The organism is Micromonospora sp. NPDC020750 (genome assembly GCF_044334565.1).
Taxonomy (GTDB): domain Bacteria; phylum Actinomycetota; class Actinomycetes; order Mycobacteriales; family Micromonosporaceae; genus Micromonospora.
Genome location: NZ_JBIRTH010000003.1, coordinates 199,600 through 223,731, shown reverse-complemented (window position 1 = coordinate 223,731; position 24,132 = coordinate 199,600). Strand labels below are relative to the sequence as shown.

The window sequence follows — 24,132 nt, the reverse complement described above, 5'->3', positions numbered from 1 at the left end:
ATGGTGAGGTCGGTAGGGCCCACCGGCCCGGGGGGAAGCGGCGCCGCGAACGCCGCTGAATGGGCGAGGGGGTTGGGCCGGTGTTTCTCGGCACCCACACTCCACGCCTGGACGACAAGGGCCGGTTGATCCTTCCGGCGAAGTTCCGGGATGAGCTGGCGGGGGGTGTCGTGATCACCAAAGGGCAGGATCGCTGTCTCTACGTCTTCCCGATGCCCGAGTTCCAGCGCATCGCCGACCAGTTGCGCGCGCAACCCATGACGCACAAGGCGGCCCGGGCGTACAGCCGGGTCTTCTTCGCCAGCGCGCACGACGAGGTCCCGGACAAGCAGGGCCGGGTCACCGTCCCGCCCCACCTGCGGGCGTACGCCGGGCTCGACCGGGACCTGGTGGTGATCGGGGCGAGCACGCGGGTGGAGGTCTGGGACAAGGCGGCCTGGGAGGCCTACCTCTCCGAGAGCGAGGACGACTTCGCCGACATCGAGGAGGGGGTGCTGCCGGGCGGTCTGTAGGGCGTGACGGCGCCCGACGTACTGCGAGATCTCCAGCCGCTTTCGAGTTCCTGGCACCCCTTCCCCGGTGCCAGGCGCACGATCTCATCGGAGGGCCGCGGCCTCCGGCGGGCGGGAGCGGATGGGGATCTGGCGGTACGACGGAGGCGTCGTCGCGACGGCAGGCGCGAAGAGAAACGGACGGTTCAATCCAAGTGGGGGTCGACATGGGGGAGCTTCGCGGCACGCACGTGCCTGTGCTGCTCGAGCGGTGTCTCGAGTTGCTGGCCCCCGCGCTGGACAGGGGCGACCGCACGATCCACGTCGACGCCACGCTGGGGCTGGCCGGTCACGCCGAGGCGGTGCTGGAACGGCATCCGCGCACGGTGCTGATCGGGCTGGACCGGGACACCGAGGCCCTCGCCCACGCGCGGGTCCGGCTGGCCAGGTTCGCCGACCGGGTCCACCTGGAGCACGCCGTCTACGACGAGCTGCCCGAGGTGCTGGGCCGGCTCGGCTACCCGGCGATCGACGGCATCCTGTTCGACCTGGGCGTCTCCTCGCTCCAGTTGGACGCGCCCGACCGCGGGTTCGCCTACGCGCAGGACGCCCCGCTGGACATGCGGATGGACCAGACCCGGGGGGTGACCGCCGAGGAGGTGGTCAACAGCTATCCCCACCCGGACCTGGCCCGGGTGCTGCGGGTGTACGGCGAGGAGAAGTTCGCCGTGCGGGTCGCCTCGGCGATCCTCCGGGAGCGCGAGCGGGCCCGGATCACCTCGTCGGCGCGGCTGGCGGAACTGGTCAGGGAGAGCATCCCGGCAGCAGCCCGACGGACGGGCGGACACCCGGCCAAGAGAACGTTTCAGGCTTTACGGATCGAGGTAAACAAGGAGCTGGCAGCGCTGGAGACGGCGCTGCCAGCTGCTCTCGACACGCTCACCGTGGGTGGTCGCATGGTGGTCCTGTCCTACCACTCGCTGGAGGACAGGCTCACCAAGGCGGCCCTCGCCGACCGGGTTCGCAGTAAAGGCCCGGTCGACCTCCCGGTCGAACTTCCCGGTTCGGCTCCGACGTTCCGGCTGCTCAGCCGGGGCGCGGAGCTGCCCGGGGAGGAGGAGGTCACCGCGAACCCGCGCGCCGCCTCGGTGCGCCTGCGGGCCGCGGAACGGATCGACCCGGAGGCGGAGCAGCAGGGGCGGGCCGACCGCGAACGGTCCCGCCGGCGGGTCAGGGCGATGCACCAACCGGGGTCGGCGGGATCGGCGGATCCGAGGCCGGCGCCGGGCGAGGGGCAGGGACGGACGAAGAGGGGGAGGGAAAATGAACGTTGACAAGCGCGACGGCCGGGACACCGGCGTTGGGCAGCGCGCACCGCGGTCGGGGGGCCGGACCGCGGCGCAGCGGACCACGCGGACCGGTGTTCCGGCGGCGGGGGCCGGCCGGTTCGACCGGCAGGGGGAGGCTCGCGCCCGGGGGACGCGCGAGTTCCCGACCAACGGCAGCGCCGCGCTGCGCCCGGCCGAGCGGACCAGTCCGGCGGCGACCCCGTCGCCACGGCTGCGGGTCGCTCCGCCGCCGCCGGTGACGGTGCCGCGGGCACCCTTCGTCGCGCTGATCCTGGTGCTGTTCGTCGGCGGGGTGCTCGGCATCCTGCTGGTCAACACCAAGATCAACGAGAATTCCTTCCGGCTGGAGAGGCTCCAGCAGCAGCAGGCCAAGCTCGACGTGGACCAGCAGCAGCTGGAGAAGAAGATCGCCGACGCGAAGGCCCCCGGCAACCTCACCGCCGCCGCGAAGCGGCTGGGCATGGTCGAGGCCGAGGAGCCGGCGTACATCCGGCTGCCGGACGGCCGGATCATCGGCGTCCCGCAGCCGGCCGACGGCCAGCCCTCGGTCACCAGCCAGCAGGGCGCGGGAGGCTGACCGGTGCCGCCGAGATCGGAGGAACCGCGCCGGGACCCCACGGGGTCCCGGCGCGGTTCGTCGCGCTCCACCAGCGGTCGGGGCGAGCCGCGCGCCGGCGAGCCCGGCGTGGGAGGCATCTCCGACGCGCGGGCGTACACCCCCCGGGGACGGACCATCCGCGAGGAGGACGGCGCGCTCGGCCGGCCGGGCGCCGGGGGCGCCGAGCAGCGGCGTACCCCCCGCAGAACCGGGGCCGGCGGCGACCCGTTCCGACCGGCGTTGCAGGTGCTCGACGGCGGCCGGGTCGGCTCGACCCGCGCGGGCCGGCGGGAGGGCGTCCCGGCCGGGCGCTCCGGGGTGATCCGGACCGTCCAGGCCCGGCCGGCCCGCACACCGGCCGACGACGATGACGCGCCGCCCCCGCCGCGCCGCCGGCCCGGCCCGCGCGCCCCGCGTCGCCCGGAGCGGCCCACCGCCCGGCGCTCGCCGCGCAAGCCGCGCAAGCCGCCCCGGCTGGCCGACCCCCGGCGCCGGCTGCGCCTGGGCACCCTGCTCGTCCTCGTGCTGTTCGCCACCATCGGCATCCGGCTGGTCTTCCTCCAGGCCGTCGACACCCCGGCGTACGCCGGCGGCGGGCTGGCCGACCGGCTGGCCCGGGTCGACCTGCCCGCCCCCCGGGGTGCGATCTACGACCGCACCGGGGCTCCGCTGGCGAACAGCGTCGAGGCCCGGTACGTCTTCGCCGACCCCACCCGGGTCGAGGACCGCGCGGCGGCCGCGCGGGCGCTCTCGCCCCTGCTCGGCCTGCCCGCCTCCGAACTGGCCGAGCGGATGAAGCAGCGCACCCGGGACAACGGCCGCGCGTCCCAGTTCGAGTACCTGGCGCGCGGCGTCGAGATCCCCACCGCCAAGAAGATCATGGCGCTGGAGTTGGCCGGCATCGGCGTGCACCGCGACGAGCGGCGCGAGGTGCCCGGTGGCGACCTGGCCGCCAACCTGCTCGGCTTCACCAGCCAGGACATGGTCGGCCTGGAGGGCCTGGAGGCCCGCTACGACGACCTGCTGCGCGGCGAGTACGGCCGCCGGGTGTACGAGGCCGGGCAAGGGGACCTGGGCGCCCCCATCCCGGGCGGCTACAGCCGCACCACCCCGGCCAAGCCGGGCAGCTCGCTGGAGCTGACCATCCTCCGGGACCTCCAGTTCAAGTCGCAGCAGGTGCTGAAGGACCAGATGGACAAGGCCCAGGGCAGCGTCGGTGTGGCCATCGTGCTCGACGCGCCCACCGGCGAGGTGCTGGCCCAGGCCAGCCACCCCACCTACAACGCCGCGAAGCCCGACGAGAGCAAGCCCACCGACCGGGAGGACGCCGCCACCAGCTTCGTGGTCGACCCCGGCTCGATCCACAAGGCGATCACCTTCGGCGCGGCGCTCCAGGAGGGCGTCGTCACGCCCGACACCGCGCTGCCGGTCGCCAACACCATCCTCAAGGGCGACACCACCTTCCGCGACACCCACCCGGCCGACGGGCAGAAGATGAGCCTGGCCGGGATGCTGGCGTACTCGTCGAACGTCGGCACCATCGAGATCGCCGACAAGCTCGGCCGGGACCGGCTGATCGACTACCAGAAGCGCTTCGGGCTCGGCCAGCCCACCGGCGAGGGCATGCCGGGCGAGGCCAGTGGCCGGCTGCTCCCCGCCGAGCAGTGGAGCGGGTCGTCGGAGGGGTCGGTGCCGATCGGGCACAGCGTCGACGCCACGCCGTTGCAGATGGCCGCCGCGTACGGGGCGATCGCCAACAACGGCACTTACGTCCAGCCGCACCTGATCAAAGCGGTGATCAACGGGAAGGACGGCAGCCGGACCCCGGGCAAGGCGCCGGTCACCCGCTCGGTGCTCAGCCCGCAGAACGCGGCGGCGCTGCGCACCCTGCTCCAGGCCGTCACCACGGTCGACAAGGCCACCGGGCTCGCCGCGGCGGTGCCCGGCTACCAGGTAGCCGGCAAGACCGGCACCGGCCTGCGCTACGTCGACGGCAAGCAGCAGCCCGGCGAGGTCGGCTCGTTCATCGGGATGGCCCCGGCGGACAACCCGCGGTTCGTGGTGGCGGTCTTCGTGTGGAGCCCGGAGGGCGGCGGCGGGGCGGTCGCCGCGCCGGCCTTCCGCGAGATCATGGGCTTCACCCTCAGCCGGTACCGGGTTCCCCCGTCGGCGGCCAAGCCGCCCAAGTTCGAGGTCTTTCCGCGCTGACCCGGCGCGGGGGGACATCATCGGTGAGTGGGGACGAACCACCGGGGCGGCTGTGCGGTCGAGACCGGACGACCGGGTAGGGTCTGACGCCGTGCCCGGCAATCCACGCCCCCGTACCATTACCGGACTCCGGCTCGGCGATCTCGCCGACCGGCTCGCCGTCGAACCGCCGTCAGGCGCCGCCGACGTCGCGGTGACCGGGGTGACCCACGCCAGCCAGGAGGTCCGCCCCGGCGACCTGTACGCCGCGCTGCCCGGCGCCCGCCGCCACGGCGCGGAGTTCGCCGCCGGCGCGGCGGCGGCGGGCGCGGTGGCCGCCCTGACCGACCCGGCCGGCGCCCCAGCGGTGGCCGCGGCGGGCCTGCCCGCGCTGATCGCGCCCGACCCCCGCGCGGTGCTCGGCGCCCTCGCCTCCGCCGTCTACGGCGACCCCACCGCCGGGCTGACCGTCATCGGGATCACCGGAACGGCCGGCAAGACCTCCACCGCCTACCTCGTCGAGTCGGGGCTGCGCGCCGCAGGCCACGTGACCGGGCTGATCGGCACGGTGGAGACCCGGCTGGGCGACCTGGTGGTCGACAGCGTGCGGACCACGCCGGAGGCCACCGACCTGCACGCCATGCTCGCCGCAGCCCGGGAGCGCGGCGTGACCGCGCTGGTCATGGAGGTCTCCAGCCACGCCCTGGCGATGGGTCGGGTCGGCGGGGTGCGGTTCACCGTGGGCGGGTACACCAACTTCGGCTCCGACCACCTGGACTTCCACGCCGACTCGGCGGACTACTTCGCGGCGAAGGCCCAGCTGTTCGACGGGCGCTGCGCGGTCGAGGTGCTCAACCACGACGACCCGGCCCTGCGCCCGCTGTTCAAGCCCGCCACGGTCAGCTACTCGGCCGCCGGCGACCCGACCGCCACCTGGTACGCCGGCGACGTCGACGGCGAGGGCTACGCCCAGCGGTTCACCGCCCACGGCCCCGACGGGTCGACCGTGCCGGCCGGTGTGGCGCTGCCCGGGCGGCACAACGTGGCCAACGCCCTGCTGGCCATCGCCACGCTGGTCGCCGCCGGGGTGGACGCGGAGACCGCCGCCACCGGGGTGGCCGCCTGCGGCGGGGTCCCCGGCCGGCTGGAGCTGGTCTCCACGGCCGGCCCGGTGCGCGGCGTGGTCGACTACGCGCACAAGACCGACGCGATCGTGGCCGCCCTGGCCGCGCTGCGCGAGCTGAGCGCCGGGCGGCTGATCTGCGTCATCGGCGCCGGCGGCGACCGGGACCGGGGCAAGCGGCCGGCGATGGGCGCCGCCGCCGCGCGGGGAGCCGACGTGGTGCTGGTGACCGACGACAACCCGCGCACCGAGGACCCGGGCGCGATCCGGGCGGAGGTGCTGGCCGGGGCGTACGGGGCCGGGACCCCGGCCCGGATCATCGAGGTGGCCGGCCGCCGGGCGGCGATCGACGAGGCGGTCCGGCTGGCCGCCCCGGGCGACGTGGTGGCCGTGCTCGGCAAGGGCCACGAGCGTGGGCAGGAGGTCGGGGGCGAGGTGCTGCCGTTCGACGACCGGACCGAGCTGGCCGACGCGCTGCGCGCCCGCTTCGGCGACCTGGCGGGTCAGCGGTGATCCCGCTGACGCTGGCCGAGGTGGCCGGGGCGGTCGACGGCCGGCTGCTCGCCGCCGACCCGGCCGCCCGGGTGACCGGCCCGGTCGAGTTCGACTCGCGCAAGGTGTCCGCCGGGACGCTGTTCGTGGCGTTCCCCGGGGAGAAGGTCGACGGCCACGACTACGCCGCCGCGGCCGTCGAGGCCGGCGCGGTCGCGGTGCTCGGCACCCGGGAGGTGCCCGGGGTGCCGATGGTGCTGGTCGCCGACGCCCTGGACGCGATGGGCCGGCTGGCCCGGGCCGTGGTGGACCGGCTGCCCGAACTGACCGTGATCGGGTTGACCGGCTCGTCCGGCAAGACCACCACGAAGGACCTGATCGCCCAGCTCACCGTCCGGCTCGGCCCCACGGTGGCCCCGCCCGGGTCGTTCAACAACGAGCTGGGGCACCCGTGGACGGCGTTGCGGGCCGATCCGGACACCCGGTTCCTGGTGCTGGAGAAGGGCGCCCGGGGGGTGGGGCACGTGCGCTACCTGTGCGAGGTGGTGCCGCCCCGGATCTCCGTGGTGCTCAACGTCGGCGTGGCGCACCTCGGCGAGTTCGGCTCGGTGGAGAACATCGCGCTGGCCAAGGGGGAGCTGGTCGAGTCGCTGCCGGCCGACGGGCTGGCCGTGCTCAACGCCGACGACCCGCTCGTCGACGCGATGGCCGGGCGTACCCGGGCCCGGGTGGTCCGCTACGGCGAGGCCGCGCATGCCGACGTCCGGGCCGTGGACGTCACCCTGGACGGGCGGGGCCGGGCGTCGTACACCCTGGTGACGCCGGAGGGGAGCGCGCCGGTGCGGCTCGGGCTGACCGGCCGGCACCAGGTCTCCAACTCGCTGGCCGCCGCCGCGGTGGCCCGGGAGCTGGGCATGTCGTTGACCGAGCTGGCCGCCGCGCTGGGCGAGCTGGGTCTGGTCTCCACCCGGCGGATGGACGTCTTCGAGCGGCCCGACGGTGTGACGGTGATTGACGATTCGTACAACGCGAACCCGGCGTCGATGGCGGTGGCGCTGCGGGCGCTCGCCGGCATGCGCGGCGGGGGGCGCACGCTCGCGGTGCTCGGCTACATGGCCGAGCTCGGGCCGTACGAACGGGACGGACATCTGGAGGTCGGCCGGCTCGCGGCCGGGCTGGGGGTGGACCGGCTGCTCGTGGTGGGCGAGCCGGCGGCGCCGATCCATGAGGGCGCGACAGCGGTAGAGGACTGGGGAGGAGGGTCGGTGCTGCTCACCGATCAGGCGGCGGCCGTCGAGGTGCTGCGGGGCGAACTACGACCGGGTGATGTCGTCCTGGTGAAGGGCTCCCGGTACCGCACCTGGGAGGTGGCCGACGCGCTGCGCGTCGACGCCACGGGCGAGGGGGCCGCCGCATGAGGGCGGTGATCATCGCCATCGGGGTGGCGTTCCTCGTCTCGCTGTTCTGCACCCCGATCGCGATCAAGGTGTTCGCCCGGCTGAAGGCCGGCCAGCCGATCCGATCGAACCTCGGGCTTGCCAGCAACGAGGGCAAGAAGGGCACGCCGACGATGGGCGGCGTGGTCTTCATCCTGGCCACGGTCATCGCGTACGTCGCCGGGCACCTGGCCCTGACCACCCTGCCGGACGCGCAGATCGCCCAGGTCGAGCCGACCATCACCGCCCTGTTCCTGCTGGGCCTGATGGTGTTCTCCGGCGCGGTCGGCTTCATCGACGACTTCCTCAAGGTCCGCAAGCGGAACAGCGGCGGGCTCAACAAGCGGGGCAAGCTGGCGGGGCAGATCCTCGTCGGCGCGCTCTTCGGCGTCGTCGCGCTGTACTTCCCGAGCAGCATGACCGACGCTACCGGCGCGGCCACCAACACCGAGACGGTGGGCGCCAGCACGCTGAGCTTCATCCGGGACATCCCCGCCCTGGACATCAGCAAGATCGGCGCGGTGGTCATCTTCATCTTCGTGGTGATGGCGGCGACCAACGGCGTGAACCTCACCGACGGCCTCGACGGCCTGGCGACCGGCGCGTCGGTGATGGTCCTCGCGGCGTACGCGCTGATCGCGTTCTGGCAGTACCGGCACTGGTGCGCCGACCCGGCGTACACGGCGAACCCGAACAACTACTGCTACACCGTCCGGGATCCGCTGGAGATCGCGCTGATCGCCGGGGCGGCGGCCGGGGCCTGCGTCGGCTTCCTGTGGTGGAACACCTCCCCGGCCCGGATCTTCATGGGCGACACCGGGGCGCTGGGCCTGGGCGGCCTGATCGCCGGCATGGCGATGTCCACCCGGACCATCCTGCTGCTGCCCATCATCGGCGGGCTGTTCGTGATCATCACGATGTCGGTGGTCATCCAGATCATCTCGTTCCGCACCACCGGCAAGCGGGTGTTCCGGATGTCGCCCCTGCAGCACCACTTCGAACTCGCCGGCTGGAGCGAGGTCAACATCGTGGTCCGGTTCTGGATCATCGCCGGGATCGGCGTGGCGATCGCACTGGGGCTGTTCTACAGCGACTTCCTGGCCGCGATGGGCTGAGTCGCCCCGCGGCTCCTGAGCCCTCCGGAGGGCCACCTGCGATAGCAGGGGGCCCTCCTTTTCGCCGGTCCGACACGCCGACCACGGCGTTCGGCGGGAACGGGCCGGTCGCATTCGCCATGATGGGCGGGTGGGGGAGGACCGAGGTACCGGCACGACGACAACCGACACGTCTCCGAGGCGGGCGGCGGGGGGTGGGCGCACCGCCGATCCGCCGGGCCCGGCGCCGGGGTTCGGCCTGGACGCCGCAGGCGGGCTGGCGGCGCTGCGCGGCCTGCTGGCCCGGCCGCTGGCCTCGTACTACCTGCTGATCTCCAGCGCCAGCCTGCTGCTGGTGATCGGCCTGACCATGGTCTTCTCGGCCACCAGCGTGATGAACTACGCCGAGCAGGGCAACGCCTTCGCCGACCTCACCCAGCAGGCCATCTTCGCGGTGATCGGCGTGGTGGCGTTCTGGGTCTGCCAGCGGCTGCCGGCGAGCACCTACCGCTCGGTCGCCCGGGTCGCGCTCGGGATCGCGGTGGGATTGCTGCTGGTGCTCAACCTGCTGCTCGCCCTGAACTCGTTCTTCGGGGTGAAGCGGATCGGGCCCCTGGAGGCGGAGCTGCTCTGGCTGTTCGTCGGCGGCATCCAGCTCCAGCCGTCCGAGTTGGCGAAGTTCGCGCTGGTGCTCTGGGGAGCCGACGTGCTGGCCCGCAAGGGCGTCCGGCTCGGCTGGTGGAAGGAGCTGGCCACCCCGCTGTTCCCGGTGGTCGGGCTGCTGTTCGTGCTGGTCGGCTACAACGACGTCGGCACCATGCTCTGCCTGCTCGCCCTGGTCGTCGGGCTGCTCTGGGCGGCCGGGGTGCGGGCCAAGGTCTTCGCGGTGCTGTCGGTGATCGGCCTGGTCGGCATCGGCCTGCTGGTCGCCGCGGCCTCGCTCGGCGCCGGCTCGGGGGCCAAGGGGCAGGAGAACTACCGGTTGGCCCGGCTGACCGTCTTCATCAACCCGCCCGATCCGGCGAAGTGCTTCGAGACATGGTGCTACCAGCCGGTCCAGGCCCGCAACGCCATCGAGCACGGCGGCTGGTTCGGCGTCGGCCTCGGCAAGAGCAGCCTCAAGTTCGGCTGGCTGCCCGAGGCGCACAACGACTTCATCTTCGCCGTGCTCGCCGAGGAACTGGGCGTGGTCGGGTGCGTGGTGCTGATCACCCTGTTCGCGGTGCTCGGCTACACCGGCCTGCGGATCGCCCGGCGGGTGGAGGACCCGTTCCGCCGGCTCGCCGCGGCCGGGGCGACCACCTGGCTGATCGGCCAGGCGATCATCAACATCGGCGGGGTCATCGGCCTGATGCCGATGACCGGCGTGCCGCTGCCGTTCATCTCCGACGGCGGAAGTGCCCTGGTGGTGACCCTGGCGGCGATCGGGATGCTGGCCTCGTTCGCCCGTGCGGAACCCGACGCGGCCCGAGCTCTGCATGCCCGTCCGCCCGCCCGATGGGTCCGACTACTCTGGGCCCCGTTGCCGCCGCTTCCCGGCCGGCGCCGCCGTCCGGCGCCGCCGCCGCCGGACCGTGGGTCCGTACCCCGGTCCCGGGCGCGGCGCGAGGACGACCAGGCCGCATCCCGCGGCGCCCGGCCCGACCGGGCCCGGGGCGGGACGGCGAGCGAGAGGAGACGCTGATGGGTCCGCTGCGTTCGGTGGTGCTCTGCGGAGGGGGCACGGGTGGCCACATCTACCCGCTGCTCGCCTTCGCCGACTGCCTGCGCCGACACGACCCGGGCGTCCGGATCACCTGCCTCGGCACACCGAAGGGCCTGGAGAACGAGCTGATCCCGCCAGCCGGCTACGACCTGCGGCAGATCCCGGCGTACCAGCTTCCCCGGTCGGTGAACATGAGCCTGGTCCGCACCCCGGACCGGATGTGGAAGGCGGCCCGCGCGGCGGGCAAGGTGATCGACGAGGTCCGGGCCGATGTGGTCGTGGGCTTCGGCGGGTACGTCTCGGTGCCCGGCTACCTCGCCGCCTGGCGGCGCGAGCTGCCGATCGTCATCCACGAGGTCAACGTGCCGCCGGGGGTGGCCAACCGGCTCGGCATGAAGTTCACCGACAACGTGGCCGTGGGCTTCCCGCACCAGCCGGCGCAGGCCGAGGCGCTGCGCGACGCCCGGGTCGTCGGCGTGCCGCTGCGCCGGGGCATCGCGGGGCTGGACCGGGCCGCCAACGCCGCCGCCGCCCGCGCCCACTTCGGACTCCGCCCCGACCTGCCGGTGCTCTTCGTCGCCGGCGGTTCGCAGGGCGCCCGCTCGATCAACCTCGCAGTGGCCGGGGCGGCCAAGGAGTTGGCCCGGCACGGGGTGCAGGTGCTGCACGTGATGGGCGCCCGCAATGAACCGGTGCCGATCCCCACCGACCTACCGGTGCCGTACGTGACCCTGCCGTACCTGTCCCAGATGGAGATCGGCTACGCGGCAGCCGACCTGATGCTCGGCCGGGGCGGGGCGATGACCTGCGCCGAGGTCGCGGCGATCGGCCTGCCCACCGTCTACGTGCCGTACCCGCACAGCAACCAGGAGCAGAAGCGCAACGCGCTGCCCGTGGTGGAGGCCGGCGGCGGGCTGCTCGTCGACGACGCCGAGCTGACCCCGGCCTGGGTGGAGCGCACCGTCATCCCGCTGATCCGCGACCCGCACCGGCTCGCCGCGATGGGCGCCGCCGCGTCGGCCTACGGGCGGCGCGACGGCGACGAGGCGCTGCTGAACTTCGTCTACGAGGCGGTGGCACGGTGAGCGTGAGGAGTGAGCTTGCGAGCCCCGCAGTCGCGAACAGAGGGGGCGCGGTGAGCGTGAGGAGTGAGCTTGCGAGCCCCGCAGTCGCGAACAGAGGTGACACCGTGAGCGTGAGGACCGTCGATACCGGAAGGTACCCGTCATGAACACCGCGCAGTTCACCCCGGCCGGCACACTGACCGCCGAGGACCTGGGCCGGATCCACCTGATCGGGGTCGGCGGGGTCGGGATGAGCGGGCTGGCCAGGCTCTTCCTCACCCGGGGCCTGCCGGTCTCCGGCAGCGAACTGCGGGACTGGCCGTCGCTGGCCGGGCTGCGCGCCCTCGGCGGGACCATCCACTCGCGCCATGAGGTGTCCAACCTCGACGGCGTCGACACCGTGGTCTACTCCTCGGCGATCCCGCAGGACCACCTGGAGATGGTGGAGGCGCGTCGGCGCGGGCTGCGGGTGCTGCACCGCTCCGAGGCCCTGGCTGCGGCGATGACCGGCCGGCGGACCGTGGCGGTGGCCGGCACCCACGGCAAGACCACCACCACCTCGATGGTGACGATGGTGCTCCAGCAGGCCGGCGTCGATCCGTCCTTCGTCATCGGCGGGGAGATCTCCGAGGTCGGCTCCGGGGCGCACCACGGCACCGGCGAGCACTTCGTGGTCGAGGCGGACGAGAGCGACCGCTCGTTCCTGATCTACCGCCCGTACGTCTCGGTCATCACGAACATCGAGGCGGACCACCTCAACACCTACGGCGACCTGGCCAGCCTGGAGGTGGCGTTCGCCGAGTTCGCCCGGCTCACCGACCCCGACGGGTTCATCGTCACCTGCGCCGACGACCCGGGCGGGCGGCGGCTGGCCGAGACGCTGCGGGCCGAGGGCCGCCGGGTGCACACGTACGGCGAGGCGCCCGACGCCGACCTGCGGCTGAGCGACATCGTCTCGTCCGCCCAGGGGGTGCGCTACCTGGCCGAGGTGGACGGCCGTTCGTTGGGCGAGGTCCGGCTGCCGGTGCCGGGGCGGCACATGGGGCTCAACAGCGCCTCGGCGGTGCTGACCGCGTACCTGCTGGGGTTGCCGGTCGAGGCGGCGGAGGCCGCGCTCGGCGCGTTCCCGGGGGTGCGGCGGCGCTTCGAGCGCAAGGGTGTGGCCGACGGCGTGCTGGTCTACGACGAGTACGCCTACCACCCGACGTCGATGACCCTGGCGTTGCAGACGCTGCGTGAGGTGGCCGGCGACGGGCGGGTGATCGTGGTGTTCCAGCCGTACCGGCTCTACCGGACCCGGGACCTCCAGGCGGAGATCGCCGCGGCGCTGGGCATCGCCGACGAGCTGGTGCTGCTGGAGGTCTTCGGGCCGGGCGAGGTGCGCCAGCCGGGTGAGGGCTCGGCCGCGCTGGTCGAGGCCGTGCCGCTGCCGGCCGACCGGAAGGTCTTCGTGGACTCCTGGGACGACGCGCCGGTGGAGGTGGTCCGCCGGGCCCGCCCCGGCGACGTGGTGGTGACCATGGGTGCGCCGCCGATCTCGCTGATGGGCGACCAGCTCCTAGATGCCCTGTCGGCCCGCTCCGGTGACGCCGCCGCCGTCGGACCGGACGGCTCGGCGGCCACCGCCGGATGAGCCCCGGTCCGGCGCGCGGCCGTACCGCCGGCGTGGACCCGGGCGGCGGTCGGCGAGGGCCGGTGCGCCGCTGGCAGCTGGTCCGGGCCGGCACCGACGCGGTGCCGCCGTCCACCCGGCGGTTCATGGCCCGGGCCCGGCAGCGCCGGATGCGCGCGGCGCTGCCCTGGGCGGTGGCCGCCGGGGTGTTCGCCCTGGTCGCGCTGGTGGGCTGGACGGTCTTCGGCACCGGCCTGCTCGGGGTGCGCGAGGTCCGGGTGGAGGGCGCCGAACTGGTCAGCGCGGTGCAGGTCCGTGAGGCCGCCGCGGTGCCGGACGACTTTCCGCTGGCCCGGGTGGACCTGGCCGGCACCGGCCGGCGGATCGGCACGTTGGCCCCGGTGGAGCGGGCGACGGTCACCCGGGACTGGCCGGGCACGCTGGTGGTGCGGGTGGTGGAGCGGACGCCCGTGGCGGCGGTGCCGCAGGGCGGCGCGTTCGCGGTGGTCGACCGCTCCGGGGTGGTCTTCCGGTCCCTGCCGCGGCAGCCGGACGGCCTGCCGGTGGTGCGGGTCGGCCGGCCGGGCCCGGAGGACCCCGGCACCCGGGCCGGGTTGGAGGTGCTGGGCGTGCTCACTCCCCAGCTTCGCGGGCAACTGGTGGAGGTGACCGTGGAGGGGCTGGCCCGGATCAGCCTGCGGCTGCGCGGCGACCGGACCGTGGTCTGGGGGGACGCCACCCGGGGCGCGGACAAGGCCCGGGTGGCCACGGCCCTGCTCGGTCGTGAGGCCGACACCATCGACGTCAGCGCCCCGGACGTGGTCACCTTCAAGTGACCGGCCGGTCAGCGGTCCGTCCCGGGTGGGGTGGCCGGTGGGCGGCGGAAGTGAGGCGTGGCCCTCTCCGGACGGCGACACGCCGGGCGGGTCCTTGGCTCCGGGCGTGAGGCCGCTTACGTTGCCCCGAAGAGGATCAGTAGTTGACATAACTGTAAGCCTCTAGTAGAGGGTGAGGGTTCAGCTCGGCCTCGCAGGGACAAGCTGATGTCGACGCTGGTCTGGCCAAGCCGTGTGGGGTCGGCCCATGCCAATCTCGAAGGGAAAGGACCGGAGATGACACCTCCGCACAACTACCTGGCGGTCATCAAGGTCGTCGGCATCGGGGGCGGCGGCGTCAACGCCGTCAACCGGATGATCGAGGTTGGGCTCAAGGGCGTCGAGTTCATCGCGATCAACACCGACGCGCAGGCGCTGCTGATGAGCGACGCCGACGTGAAGCTGGACGTCGGCCGCGAGCTGACCCGCGGGCTCGGCGCGGGCGCCAACCCGGACGTGGGTAAGAACGCCGCCGAGGACCACCGCGACGAGATCGAGGAGGTGCTCAAGGGCGCCGACATGGTCTTCGTGACCTGCGGCGAGGGCGGCGGCACCGGCACCGGCGGAGCGCCGGTGGTGGCGAACATCGCCCGCAAGCTCGGCGCGCTGACCATCGGCGTGGTCACCCGGCCCTTCTCGTTCGAGGGCAAGCGCCGCCAGGTGCAGGCCGAGGCGGGAATAGACGAGCTGCGCAACCAGTGCGACACGCTGATCGTCATCCCGAACGACCGGCTGCTGGCGCTCGGCGACCGCAACATCAGCATGATGGACGCGTTCCGCACCGCCGACCAGGTTCTCCTCTCCGGTGTCCAGGGCATCACCGACCTGATCACCACTCCGGGCCTGATCAACCTGGACTTCGCCGACGTCAAGAGCGTGATGAGCGGCGCGGGCAGCGCCCTGATGGGCATCGGCAGCGCGCGCGGGGAGAACCGCGCGGTCGAGGCGGCCGAGGCGGCCATCTCGAGCCCGCTGCTCGAGCAGAGCATGGACGGCGCGCGTGGTGTGCTGCTCTCCATCGCCGGCGGCTCCGACCTGGGCCTGTTCGAGATCAACGACGCGGCCCAGCTGGTCACCGACGCGGCCCACCCGGACGCCAACATCATCTTCGGCGCGGTCATCGACGACGCGCTCGGCGACGAGGTACGGGTCACCGTGATCGCCGCCGGCTTCGACGGCGGCACCCCGGCGTACAAGGCGGTCGAGCCGAGCCGCAAGACCAACCAGAACCAGCCGACCCAGCCCACCCCGCCGGCCACGCCGCAGACCACCATGCCGGCGCCCACCCAGTCGCCGCGTCGCGTGCTCTTCGACGACGTGGACGTGCCGGACTTCCTCAAGAACGGATCCTGACCGGCGGCCATGACCGACGCGAAGCCGACCGTGTCCCCGGACCGCCAGGCCGAGCTGGCGGCCGGGTTGGTTCAGGTCCAGGCCCGGATCGCCGACGCCTGCGTGGCCGCCGGGCGGGCCCGGTCCGAGGTCACCATGGTCGCGGTCACCAAGACGTACCCGGCCTCCGACGTGCTGGCCCTGGCCGGGCTCGGGGTGACCGAGGTGGGGGAGAACCGGGACCAGGAGGCGGCCGGCAAGGCCGCCGAGGTGGCCGCCGCCGGGGCGAGGCCGCGGTGGCACTTCATCGGGCAGTTGCAGCGCAACAAGTGCCGTTCGGTGGTCAGGTACGCCGACGTCGTCCAGTCGGTCGACAGCGCCCGGCTCGCCCGGGCGCTGGGCGCTGCGGCGGTGGCCGGCCGGGATCGGCCCCTCGACGCGCTGATCCAGGTCAGCATCGACGGCGACCCGACCCGCGGCGGCGCGCTGCCGGGCTCCGCCGACCCGGACGCCGGGCTGCACCCGGTGGCCGAGGCGGTGGCCCGCGCGGACGGGCTGCGGCTGGCCGGGCTGATGGCGGTGGCCCCGCTGGGCTGGGAGCCGGAGCGGGCGTTCGCCCGGCTGGCCGAGGTGGCGCGGGAGTTCCGGGCCGCCCACCCGGAGGCGGTCATGCTCTCCGCCGGAATGAGCGGCGACCTGGAAACCGCGATCGGGTATGGCGCGACACATGTCCGCGTCGGCAGCGCGTTGCTCGGAATGCGTTCCACGCTGCGGTAGCCTGACCGCGAGAGAAGCAAATTACATCAGTGTTGTTTCAGGAGCGGCGTCCCGTTGCCAGGGGGCCGGGCCCGTGAACGCGAATCGCGGGCCGGGGGATTGCCGTTCCGGTCCGGTGGGCAGTTGTCCACCCGCGAGAAGCGACACGGCACGGGGGCGCGTGCCGCACGGCGGACGGAAGGGCGCGGGATGGGTGCACTGCGCAAGGCGGGGGTCTGGCTCGGTCTGGTCGAGGAGGACGACGAGCGGGCCTACGACGACGGTGGCTACGAAAAGGGTGGCTACCGCGAGTCGCGTTACCGGCAGGGCCGGTACGCGGAGGAGTTCGCCGACGACGATGACGACGAGGCCGACGAGCCGCCGGCTCCCCGACCCCGGGCCGGGGAGCGGGGCCGGCTGACCGAACGGTCCGCGAGCCGTGCGCTGGACACCGACCGGGCCGAGTCCGACCGTCCGGAGCGGGTCGAGCGCGAGCGTCCCGACCGGTCCAGCGTCCGGTCGATCACCCGCAACTCCGCCGGCGACGGCTCGGGCACGTTGAGCTACCACACCCGGGACAACCTGGCCCTGGCCCCGCAGGGGCAGGCCCGGGAGCGGGCGGTGCCGGCCGAGGAGGAGCAGCGGTACCAGATCACCACGCTGCACCCGACCACGTACCGTGAGGCCCGCACGATCGGGGAGCACTTCCGCGACGGCGTGCCGGTGATCATCAACCTCACCGAGATGGACGAGGCGGATGCCCGCCGACTGGTCGACTTCGCCGCCGGGTTGGCGTTCGGCCTGCGCGGTACGATCGAGCGCGTGACCAACCGGGTGTTCCTGCTCTCACCGGCCAACGTCCAGGTCACCGCAGAGGACAAGGCCAAGATTGCCGAGGGCGGGTTCTTCAGCCTGAGTTAGCCCCGGCCGACCGAGGGACGTCGCCTGCTGTGTTGTCGATCCTGCTGCAAGTCCTGTACCTGATTCTTTATGTCTTCCTGATCATTCTTCTGGCCCGGTTTGTCCTCAGCGCGGTGCTCGCCTACGGCCGCCGCTGGCAGCCGGGGCGGGGGGCGACGGCGGGACTGGAATCCGTGTGGAGCGTCACTGATCCGCCTCTGAAGGCGTTGAGGCGTGTGATCCCTCCGCTGCGCATTGGTACCGTGAGCATCGACCTGGCCTCCCTTGTGCTCCTGGTTATCCTGTTCGTGCTGATGGAGTTCGTGTTGAAGCGGCTGATCCGCGGGTGGTGAACACCCGCAGGCCCAGCCCGCTACGCGGCCGCAACTGACCCGAGGAGTTTCGATGCCGCTGACCCCGGCCGACGTACACAACGTCGCCTTCAAAAAGCCGCCGATCGGCAAGCGGGGGTACGACGAGGAGGAGGTCGACGCCTTCCTGGACGAGGTCGAGCGTGAGCTTGCCCGTCTGATCGAGGAGAACAACGAGCTGCGCGCCCAGGTGGAGCGTGGCGGCCGTGGCGGCGCTCCCGCCGGCCCCGGCGGTGACGCCCGGCTCGCCGCCGAGCTGAACGACGTCAAGGCCCAGCTCGACCGGGTGCAGCGTGACAAGGCGGCGGCCGAGCAGGCCGCCCGCGCGATGCAGGCCGAGCTGGAGCAGGTCCGCACCCAGGGCGGCCCTGCCGTGGCCGGCGACGGCGAGCAGCAGGCGCTGCGGGTGCTGATGATGGCCCAGCGCACCGCCGACGACCACGTCTCCGACGCCCGTCGGGAGGCCGACCAGCTGCTCTCCGAGGCCCGTTCGAACGCCGAGGAGGTCACCCGTGAGGCGCGCTCCAAGGCTGACGCCCTGGAGCGCGACGCCCGCCAGCGGCACCAGGAGGCCATGGGCGGCCTGGACGCCAAGCGCACCGCGCTGCAGAAGCACATCGAGGAGCTCAAGCAGTTCGAGCGGGAGTACCGCACCCGGCTCAAGGCGTACCTGGAGAGCCAACTGCGCGACCTCGACGGCCGCGGTCAGGGCCTGGAGGCCGAGATGACCCGCGAGGGCAGCCGGGCCGTGGGCGGCAGCAACGGCCTCGCGGCAGCCAGCCTCGCCGGCTCGTACAGCGGCGGTCGGTCCGGCGCCCTGGAGTCGGGTCGCTGATTCCGGTACGGCGGTCGTCGTGGGGACGACCGCCGACCACGCCCACCTGAATCCGACGCGGCGGGGGTGAGCCGTGATAGTCGTAAGCCTGTTGCTCATCCTCGTCGCCGTCGTGCTCCTGGTGGTCGGCCTCACCGGTGGTTCCAGCCTGCCGCTGACCGGCTCCATCGCGGCCAGCCTGCTGGCCGCCGTCGCGTTGGTGGTCGGTGCCCGCCAGGCGGCCGCCACCCGGGCGGCAGCCGGGCGTTCCGACCCGGACGCCACCTGGGTCCGCCGGCGACCGGCCGGCGAGGACCCGGAGTCCGAGGCCCACTTCCAGGCCGGGCCGGACATCCCGGCCCAACATGTTCCCCCGACGATCGGTGCCGACGACACCGGGTGGCGGCAACCACCCGGGTCGTCGGCCGTCGTCGGGGAGGACCCGCACGACGACGGGCAGCCGTACGCGGCCGAGGCCCCGCTCGACCCGCACGACTACGGGCAGCCGTACGCCGGCGAGGACCCGTATGCCGGTCCGGCCGACCCGGACCAGGCCGTGGCGCCGCCGGACGAGCCGCCCGCGCTGCGGGTGTCCCCGTCGGACGCCGCGCTGGTCGCTCAGCTCGACGACGAGGTCCAGGTCATCGACGGGCGGCCCCGCTATCACCTGGCCGACTGCCCGCACCTGTTCGGCCGTGTCGCCGAGCCGCTGCCGGTGGCCGAGGCCATCCGGCTGGGCTTCACCCCGTGCGCCGGCTGCGCGCCGGACACCTTCCTGCTCGCCGACGCCCGGCCACTCTGACGCCCCATGGACGACACGCTCACCGTTGCCGTGCGGGTGAAGCCGGGGGCAGCCCGGGCCCGGGTCGGCGGCCGGCACGACGGCCCGCACGGGCCGGCCCTGGTGATCGCGGTGAACGCCCCGCCGGTCGACGGCCGGGCCACCGAGGCGGCCCGTCGGGCGCTGGCCGAGGCGCTCGGCGTCCGGCCTGCGGCCGTGTCGTTGCGGGCCGGCTCGGCCAGCCGGGACAAGCTCTTCCTCGTCGAGCGCCCGTCGCCGGAGCTGGCGCAGGCGCTGCGCCGGCTGCGCGACGGGGCCGACCGGTGACGGCTGCCCGCCCCGGGCCGGCATGACCCCCGGGTTCGACCTCACACTGCTGCTCGGCGCCGCGGTGCTGCTGGTGGCCGTCGGCGCGGTCCGCTTCTCCACCCGGCTCGGCGTGCCGAGCCTCCTGGTCTACCTCGCGCTCGGCATGGCGATCGGCGAGTCCGGGTTGGGCATCCGGTTCGACGACGTCGAGCTGACCCGCACCCTCGGCTTCTGCGCCCTGATCGTGATCATCGCCGAGGGCGGGTTGACCGCCCGGTGGAGCGCCCTGCGACCGGTGCTCGGGCTGGCCGCGGTGCTGTCCACCGCCGGGGTGGTGGTGAGCATTCTGGTGGTCGGCCTGGCGGTGCATCTGCTGCTCGGGCTGGACTGGCGGCTGGCCATGCTCTACGGCGCGGTGCTCTCCTCGACCGATGCCGCCGCCGTCTTCGCCACCCTGCGCCGGCTGCGACTGCCGCCCCGGCTGGTCGCCACCCTGGAAGCCGAGTCGGGGATGAACGACGCTCCGGTGGTACTGCTGGTGGTGCTGCTGTCCCGGGCGGCCGCCGAGGCCGCCCACCCGTGGTGGCACGAGGGTCTGCTGCTCGGCTACGAGCTGGGCGTGGGCGTCGCGGTCGGGCTGGGCGTCGGGCTCGCCGGCCGGGCGGCGTTGCGCAAGGCGGCGCTGCCCTCGGCCGGGCTCTACCCGATCGCGGCGGTCGGTTTCACCGTGCTCGCGTACGCGGCGGGCGCGGTGCTGCACGCCTCCGGCTTCCTGGCCGTGTACGTCGCGGGGGTGCTGCTGGGCAATGCCCGGTTGCCGCACCGGCAGGCCATTCTCGGCTTCGCCGACGGGCTGGCCTGGCTGGCCCAGATCGGCCTGTTCGTCCTGCTCGGGCTGCTGGCCTCGCCGGCCCGGCTGGACGCGGCGCTGCTGCCGGCGATCGTCGCCGGGCTGGCGCTGGTGCTGGCGGCCCGGCCGCTGTCGGTGGTGGTGTCCGCCTGGCCGTTCCGCTTCGGCCTGCGCGACCAGGCGTTCCTGTCCTGGGCCGGGCTGCGCGGGGCGGTGCCGATCGTGCTGGCGACCATCCCGCTGTCGGAGCGGGTGCCGGGGGCGGAGCGGCTCTTCGACGCGGTCTTCGTGCTGGTGGTCATCTTCACCCTGCTCCAGGCGGGCACCCTCGCCCCGGCCGCCCGCTGGCTGGGAGTGACCGCGCCGGCCGAGCCGGCGGAGATCCGGGTGGAGATCGCCCCGCTGGAGCGGATGCGGGCGGACCTGCTCCAGTTGGAGGTGCCCCCGCAGTCGCGGCTGGCCGGCGTCCACGTGGACGAGCTGCGGCTGCCGGTGGGCGCCTCGGTGACCCTGGTGCTGCGCGACGGGGCGGGCTTCGTGCCCGGCCCGGACACCCGGCTGAAGACCGGCGACAGCCTGCTGATCGTGGCGACGTCGGGGGTGCGGGACGCCGCTGAGCGGCGGCTGCGCGCGGTCAGCCGCCGGGGACGCCTGGCCCGGTGGTTTGGGGAGTACGGCGAGGATCGCGACGATTGATCTGCTAGCGTTCGTTTTGCCCATTTGAGGGCTTTTCGGGGCGGAATGACGGGGCGGCGGTGCGGCACGTTGTCGGACGCCTGTACGTTCCGTATTCTTGCCAACCTCCGGAGTGCGCGACGACCGTTGCCGTGCGCCCGTTTTGTTACCTGGGGGCGCCAGGCCGGCGACCCCTGTCCAGGGGCCGCGGCAGCGCCGCGGCGCCGCGGCGCTAGGGAGCGACGATGGCGAAGCCAGCCGAAACCAGGACCGCCGGCCGCAAACCGGTGGCCAAGGCCACCCGCAGCGTCGCGGAGACCGAGAAGATCCGGGCGGCCCTGGCGGCGCGGCGGGACGAGTTGCGCGCCGAGTACGATCAGACGTTGAGCGAGATCACCGAGCTGCAGCGCGATCGGCTGACGGACTCGGCCGGGGACGACCAGGCCGACACCGGCACCAAGACGTTCGAGCGGGAGCAGGAGATCTCACTCGCCAACAGCATCCGGGAACGGATCACGCAGGTCGAGCGGGCGCTGGAACGGCTCGACGAGGGCGGCTACGGCTGGTGCGAGCGGTGCGGCGACCCGATCCCGGTGGAGCGGCTCGCCGCCTTCCCGTCGGCGACGCTCTGCGTGAAGTGCAAGCAGCTGGAGGAGCGGCGCTGAATTCGCTCCCCGGCCGATCAGGACGGTGAGCGATCACCGCCGAGAGCGTCGATGGGGAGCAGATGACGGCTACACCGCCCGCCGGGTCCGAGACCGGCACCGCCGAGCCGGGCGGGGCCACGCCCCCGGCCCGGCGTCGGGCGATCGTGATCCTCGTCGCGGTCGCCCTGGTGGCGTTCCTGGCCGACCTGCTCACCAAGCACCTCGCCCTGCTCGAACTCAGCGACAGGGAGCCGGTGAAGCTGCTCGGCGGCGCGGTCTACCTCAGCCTCACCCGCAACAGCGGCGCGGCATGGGGCATCGGCGGCGACCACACCTGGGTCTTCCCGCTGATCACCATCGGGGTGGTCGGCTGGATCGGGTGGATGGCCCTGCGGCTGCGTTCGCTGCCCTGGGCGGTCTCGCTCGGTCTGGTGCTCGGCGGGGCGCTGGGTAACCTGGGCGACCGGATCTTCCGGGCCCCCGGCCACTTCGTCGGCCACGTAGTCGACATGATCAGCCTCTTCGACCCGTACGGCCAGGTGTGGCCGGTGTTCAACCTGGCCGACAGCTCGCTGCTCTGCGGGGTGGTGCTGGCCGTGGTGCTGGAACTCACCGGGCGTCAGCGCGACGGCTCCCGGCTCGGCAGGGACAAGGCCGCCGACGCGGTCCCGGCCGGACAGCGGGAGCGGGCATGACCGCGGCGTTCGCCGCGGGCGGCGACCAGCGTTCCCTGCCGGTGCCGGACGGCCTGGACGGCATGCGGCTCGACCAGGCCGTGTCCCGGCTCTTCGGGCTCTCCCGCACCGCAGCCGCGGCCCTGGTCGACGCCGGTGACGCGCTGGTCGACGGCGCGGCCCGGCCCAACTCGCACAAGGTCAAGGCCGGCTCGTGGCTGGAGGTGACGCTGCCGGCCCCGCCCGCCCCGCCGGCCGTGGTGCCGCAGACGGTTCCCGGCCTTCGGGTGGTGTACGCCGACGACGACATCGTGGTCGTGGACAAGCCGGTGGGCGTGGCGGCCCACCCCAGCCCCGGCTGGACCGGCCCGACCGTGATCGGCGGGCTGGCCGGCGTCGGGCACCGGATCTCCACCAGCGGCGCCGCCGAGCGGCAGGGCGTGGTGCACCGCCTCGATGTCGGGACCACCGGGATCATGGCGGTGGCCAAGAGCGAGCAGGCGTACACCGCGTTGAAGCGGGCCTTCAAGTACCGCGAGGTGGAGAAGCGCTACCACGCCGTGGTGCAGGGTCACCCGGACCCGCTGCGCGGCACCATCGACGCCCCGATCGACCGGCACCCGAACCACGACTACCGGTGGGCCGTGGTCTCCGACGGCAAGCCCAGCGTCACCCACTACGACACGCTGGAGGCGTTCCCGGCGGCGAGCCTGCTGGACGTCCGGCTGGAGACCGGCCGGACCCATCAGATCCGGGTGCACTTCTCCGCCCTGCGCCACCCCTGCGTGGGCGACCTCACCTACGGCGCGGACCCGACGCTGTCCGCCCGGCTGGGCCTGGGCCGGCAGTGGCTGCACGCCCGGTCGCTGAGCTTCCAGCACCCGCGTACGGGCGACGAGGTGACCTTCGTCAGCGACTACCCGGCCGACCTGGAACGGGCGCTGGAGATCCTCCGCGACTGACCCGACGTCCCACCGAGACTCTTCCGACGGGAGGGCCCGCGCGGTGCGCGCTACCGAACCACCGCGGTCCGACCAGCCGTCGTCGGGCCCGGAACCCGGGCCGGCCGCCGCGACCGGCCCCGCCGCCGGTCGCGCCGCGGCCGGAGTGGCCCGCCGGCCCCGCCTGCTCACCTCGGCCGCGCTGCTGGCGGTGGCGGCGGTGCTGCTCGCCGCCGGGTGGGCGAGCCGCCAGGACCGGCCGGCAGGGGACCGCACGGTGGGCGAGGTGACCCGGGTCGGAATCGCCTCCGGCGACCCGATCCCCGGGTACCTGCGCACCGCCGCGGCCGAGCTGGCGGCCCTGCCGGCCGGCGGGTCGCCGGCCGGAACGTACGCGCTGGTGTCGTTCTCGGCGTACGTCGCCCCGGGCGGGCTGGCGACGCTGCTCGACGGCGTGTCCGTCGCGGAGGTGGTGGCCCGGGCGCCGCTGCCCGGCCGGCAGAGCGAGATCGTCCGGCTGCCGGTCCAGTGGCTGCCGCAGGACGTGACCGCCGGGATGGCCGGGGTGGCCGCCCGCAAGGACCGCGAGGCCGCCGACCAGCGGGCCCGGGCCGCCGGTGCCGCCGACCCCGAGCTGCGCCGGGGGTACGAGACCGGGGCGCAGGTCGCGGCGGACGAGGCGGCGGCGTACCGGGCGGGGTGCGCCTGCGTGTACGCGGCGGTGGTGCGGGGCGGGCCGGAGGCACTGCGCGCGCTGGCCGGTCGGCCGCGGGTCCGGTCCGTCGAACCTGCTCCGGAGCTGCGCCGGTTGGACCGCACGGTGGTCACCCCACCGCTGCCCGAACAGCGCGACGTGGCCCGCCCGCCGGCCGACACCGGGCCGGTGCCGGGGGTGGGCGAAACGTCGGAAGCGGCACCGAAGGTCGTGGTGTCGTCACCGCCTGTCGGCCCGGCGTCGGCCGGGGATGTCCCGCCGAGCGCCGCGACCTCGCCGTACGCGGCCGACGGCGGCCCGGAGGCGGTGCCTCGGTGACAAAGACGGATCAGAATGTGCGC

Annotated in this window: 22 protein-coding genes and 1 pseudogene; all 23 read left to right on the top strand. The window is 73.9% G+C overall.

Annotated elements, in window-relative coordinates; all coding sequences use genetic code 11:
* Positions 1–80: 80 nt before the first annotated feature.
* The 23 genes and pseudogenes from mraZ to ACH4T9_RS11105 all read left to right on the top strand — a co-directional run bounded on the left by mraZ (position 81) and on the right by ACH4T9_RS11105 (position 24,109).
* On the top strand, positions 81–512 hold the full coding sequence (gene mraZ / locus ACH4T9_RS11215) for a division/cell wall cluster transcriptional repressor MraZ (protein WP_396670944.1): 432 nt from the start codon (positions 81–83) through the stop codon (positions 510–512).
* A gap of 206 nt (positions 513–718) precedes the next feature.
* Positions 719–1,818, top strand: a pseudogene (gene rsmH, locus ACH4T9_RS11210) (16S rRNA (cytosine(1402)-N(4))-methyltransferase RsmH).
* Positions 1,815–2,417, top strand: a complete 603-nt coding sequence (locus tag ACH4T9_RS11205; protein ID WP_396670943.1) for a hypothetical protein — start codon at positions 1,815–1,817, stop codon at positions 2,415–2,417. Before rsmH ends, ACH4T9_RS11205 begins: the two are co-directional and overlap by 4 nt.
* A gap of 3 nt (positions 2,418–2,420) precedes the next feature.
* Positions 2,421–4,646, top strand: a complete 2,226-nt coding sequence (locus ACH4T9_RS11200) for a peptidoglycan D,D-transpeptidase FtsI family protein (protein WP_396670942.1) — start codon at positions 2,421–2,423, stop codon at positions 4,644–4,646.
* A 52-nt stretch (positions 4,647–4,698) separates the two neighbouring features.
* Entirely contained in the window at positions 4,699–6,261 is a 1,563-nt protein-coding gene (locus ACH4T9_RS11195; RefSeq protein ID WP_396670941.1) for a UDP-N-acetylmuramoyl-L-alanyl-D-glutamate--2,6-diaminopimelate ligase, read from the top strand.
* On the top strand, positions 6,258–7,658 hold the full coding sequence (gene murF / locus ACH4T9_RS11190) for a UDP-N-acetylmuramoyl-tripeptide--D-alanyl-D-alanine ligase (RefSeq protein ID WP_396670940.1): 1,401 nt from the start codon (positions 6,258–6,260) through the stop codon (positions 7,656–7,658). Before ACH4T9_RS11195 ends, murF begins: the two co-directional genes overlap by 4 nt.
* On the top strand, positions 7,655–8,791 hold the full coding sequence (gene mraY, locus ACH4T9_RS11185; RefSeq protein WP_396670939.1) for a phospho-N-acetylmuramoyl-pentapeptide-transferase: 1,137 nt from the start codon (positions 7,655–7,657) through the stop codon (positions 8,789–8,791). Before murF ends, mraY begins: the two co-directional genes overlap by 4 nt.
* A 256-nt stretch (positions 8,792–9,047) precedes the next feature.
* Complete coding sequence (locus tag ACH4T9_RS11180; RefSeq protein WP_396671456.1) at positions 9,048–10,454, top strand: FtsW/RodA/SpoVE family cell cycle protein; 1,407 nt, start codon at positions 9,048–9,050, stop codon at positions 10,452–10,454.
* Positions 10,454–11,560: an undecaprenyldiphospho-muramoylpentapeptide beta-N-acetylglucosaminyltransferase gene (gene murG, locus ACH4T9_RS11175; RefSeq protein ID WP_387023480.1), complete on the top strand. Its 1,107-nt coding sequence runs from the start codon at positions 10,454–10,456 to the stop codon at positions 11,558–11,560. The genes ACH4T9_RS11180 and murG overlap by 1 nt, the downstream gene beginning before the upstream one ends.
* Before the next feature lie 142 nt (positions 11,561–11,702).
* Entirely contained in the window at positions 11,703–13,172 is a 1,470-nt protein-coding gene (gene murC, locus ACH4T9_RS11170) for a UDP-N-acetylmuramate--L-alanine ligase (RefSeq protein ID WP_396670938.1), read from the top strand.
* A gap of 32 nt (positions 13,173–13,204) precedes the next feature.
* Positions 13,205–13,987 (top strand): cell division protein FtsQ/DivIB, encoded by a 783-nt coding sequence (locus ACH4T9_RS11165; RefSeq protein ID WP_396671455.1) that lies wholly within the window; start codon positions 13,205–13,207, stop codon positions 13,985–13,987.
* A gap of 276 nt (positions 13,988–14,263) precedes the next feature.
* Positions 14,264–15,379 carry a cell division protein FtsZ gene (gene ftsZ / locus ACH4T9_RS11160; RefSeq protein WP_387023476.1) on the top strand — a complete coding sequence of 372 codons (1,116 nt, stop codon included), beginning with the start codon at positions 14,264–14,266 and terminating at the stop codon, positions 15,377–15,379.
* 9 nt (positions 15,380–15,388) lie between these two features.
* The gene (locus ACH4T9_RS11155) at positions 15,389–16,135 is read left to right on the top strand and encodes a YggS family pyridoxal phosphate-dependent enzyme (protein ID WP_396670937.1); all 747 of its coding nucleotides are present in this window, start codon (positions 15,389–15,391) and stop codon (positions 16,133–16,135) included.
* A 189-nt stretch (positions 16,136–16,324) separates the two neighbouring features.
* Positions 16,325–17,035, top strand: coding sequence for a cell division protein SepF (locus ACH4T9_RS11150; protein ID WP_396670936.1), 711 nt, complete (start codon positions 16,325–16,327; stop codon positions 17,033–17,035).
* Between the two features lie 29 nt (positions 17,036–17,064).
* The gene (locus ACH4T9_RS11145) at positions 17,065–17,367 is read left to right on the top strand and encodes a YggT family protein (RefSeq protein WP_161690198.1); all 303 of its coding nucleotides are present in this window, start codon (positions 17,065–17,067) and stop codon (positions 17,365–17,367) included.
* Between the two features lie 52 nt (positions 17,368–17,419).
* Positions 17,420–18,220: a DivIVA domain-containing protein gene (locus tag ACH4T9_RS11140; RefSeq protein ID WP_396670935.1), complete on the top strand. Its 801-nt coding sequence runs from the start codon at positions 17,420–17,422 to the stop codon at positions 18,218–18,220.
* Between the two features lie 73 nt (positions 18,221–18,293).
* On the top strand, positions 18,294–19,001 hold the full coding sequence (locus ACH4T9_RS11135; protein WP_396670934.1) for a hypothetical protein: 708 nt from the start codon (positions 18,294–18,296) through the stop codon (positions 18,999–19,001).
* Between the two features lie 6 nt (positions 19,002–19,007).
* Positions 19,008–19,307: a DUF167 domain-containing protein gene (locus ACH4T9_RS11130; protein WP_396670933.1), complete on the top strand. Its 300-nt coding sequence runs from the start codon at positions 19,008–19,010 to the stop codon at positions 19,305–19,307.
* Between the two features lie 22 nt (positions 19,308–19,329).
* Entirely contained in the window at positions 19,330–20,835 is a 1,506-nt protein-coding gene (locus tag ACH4T9_RS11125) for a potassium/proton antiporter (RefSeq protein ID WP_396670932.1), read from the top strand.
* A gap of 224 nt (positions 20,836–21,059) precedes the next feature.
* Entirely contained in the window at positions 21,060–21,479 is a 420-nt protein-coding gene (locus ACH4T9_RS11120) for a TraR/DksA family transcriptional regulator (RefSeq protein WP_396670931.1), read from the top strand.
* 62 nt (positions 21,480–21,541) lie between these two features.
* A complete protein-coding gene (gene lspA / locus ACH4T9_RS11115; RefSeq protein WP_396670930.1) occupies positions 21,542–22,156 on the top strand; it encodes a signal peptidase II in 615 nt (204 codons plus the stop codon).
* The gene (locus tag ACH4T9_RS11110; protein WP_396670929.1) at positions 22,153–23,097 is read left to right on the top strand and encodes an RluA family pseudouridine synthase; all 945 of its coding nucleotides are present in this window, start codon (positions 22,153–22,155) and stop codon (positions 23,095–23,097) included. Before lspA ends, ACH4T9_RS11110 begins: the two co-directional genes overlap by 4 nt.
* A 43-nt stretch (positions 23,098–23,140) precedes the next feature.
* Positions 23,141–24,109, top strand: a complete 969-nt coding sequence (locus ACH4T9_RS11105; RefSeq protein ID WP_396670928.1) for a hypothetical protein — start codon at positions 23,141–23,143, stop codon at positions 24,107–24,109.
* Positions 24,110–24,132 lie beyond the last annotated feature (23 nt).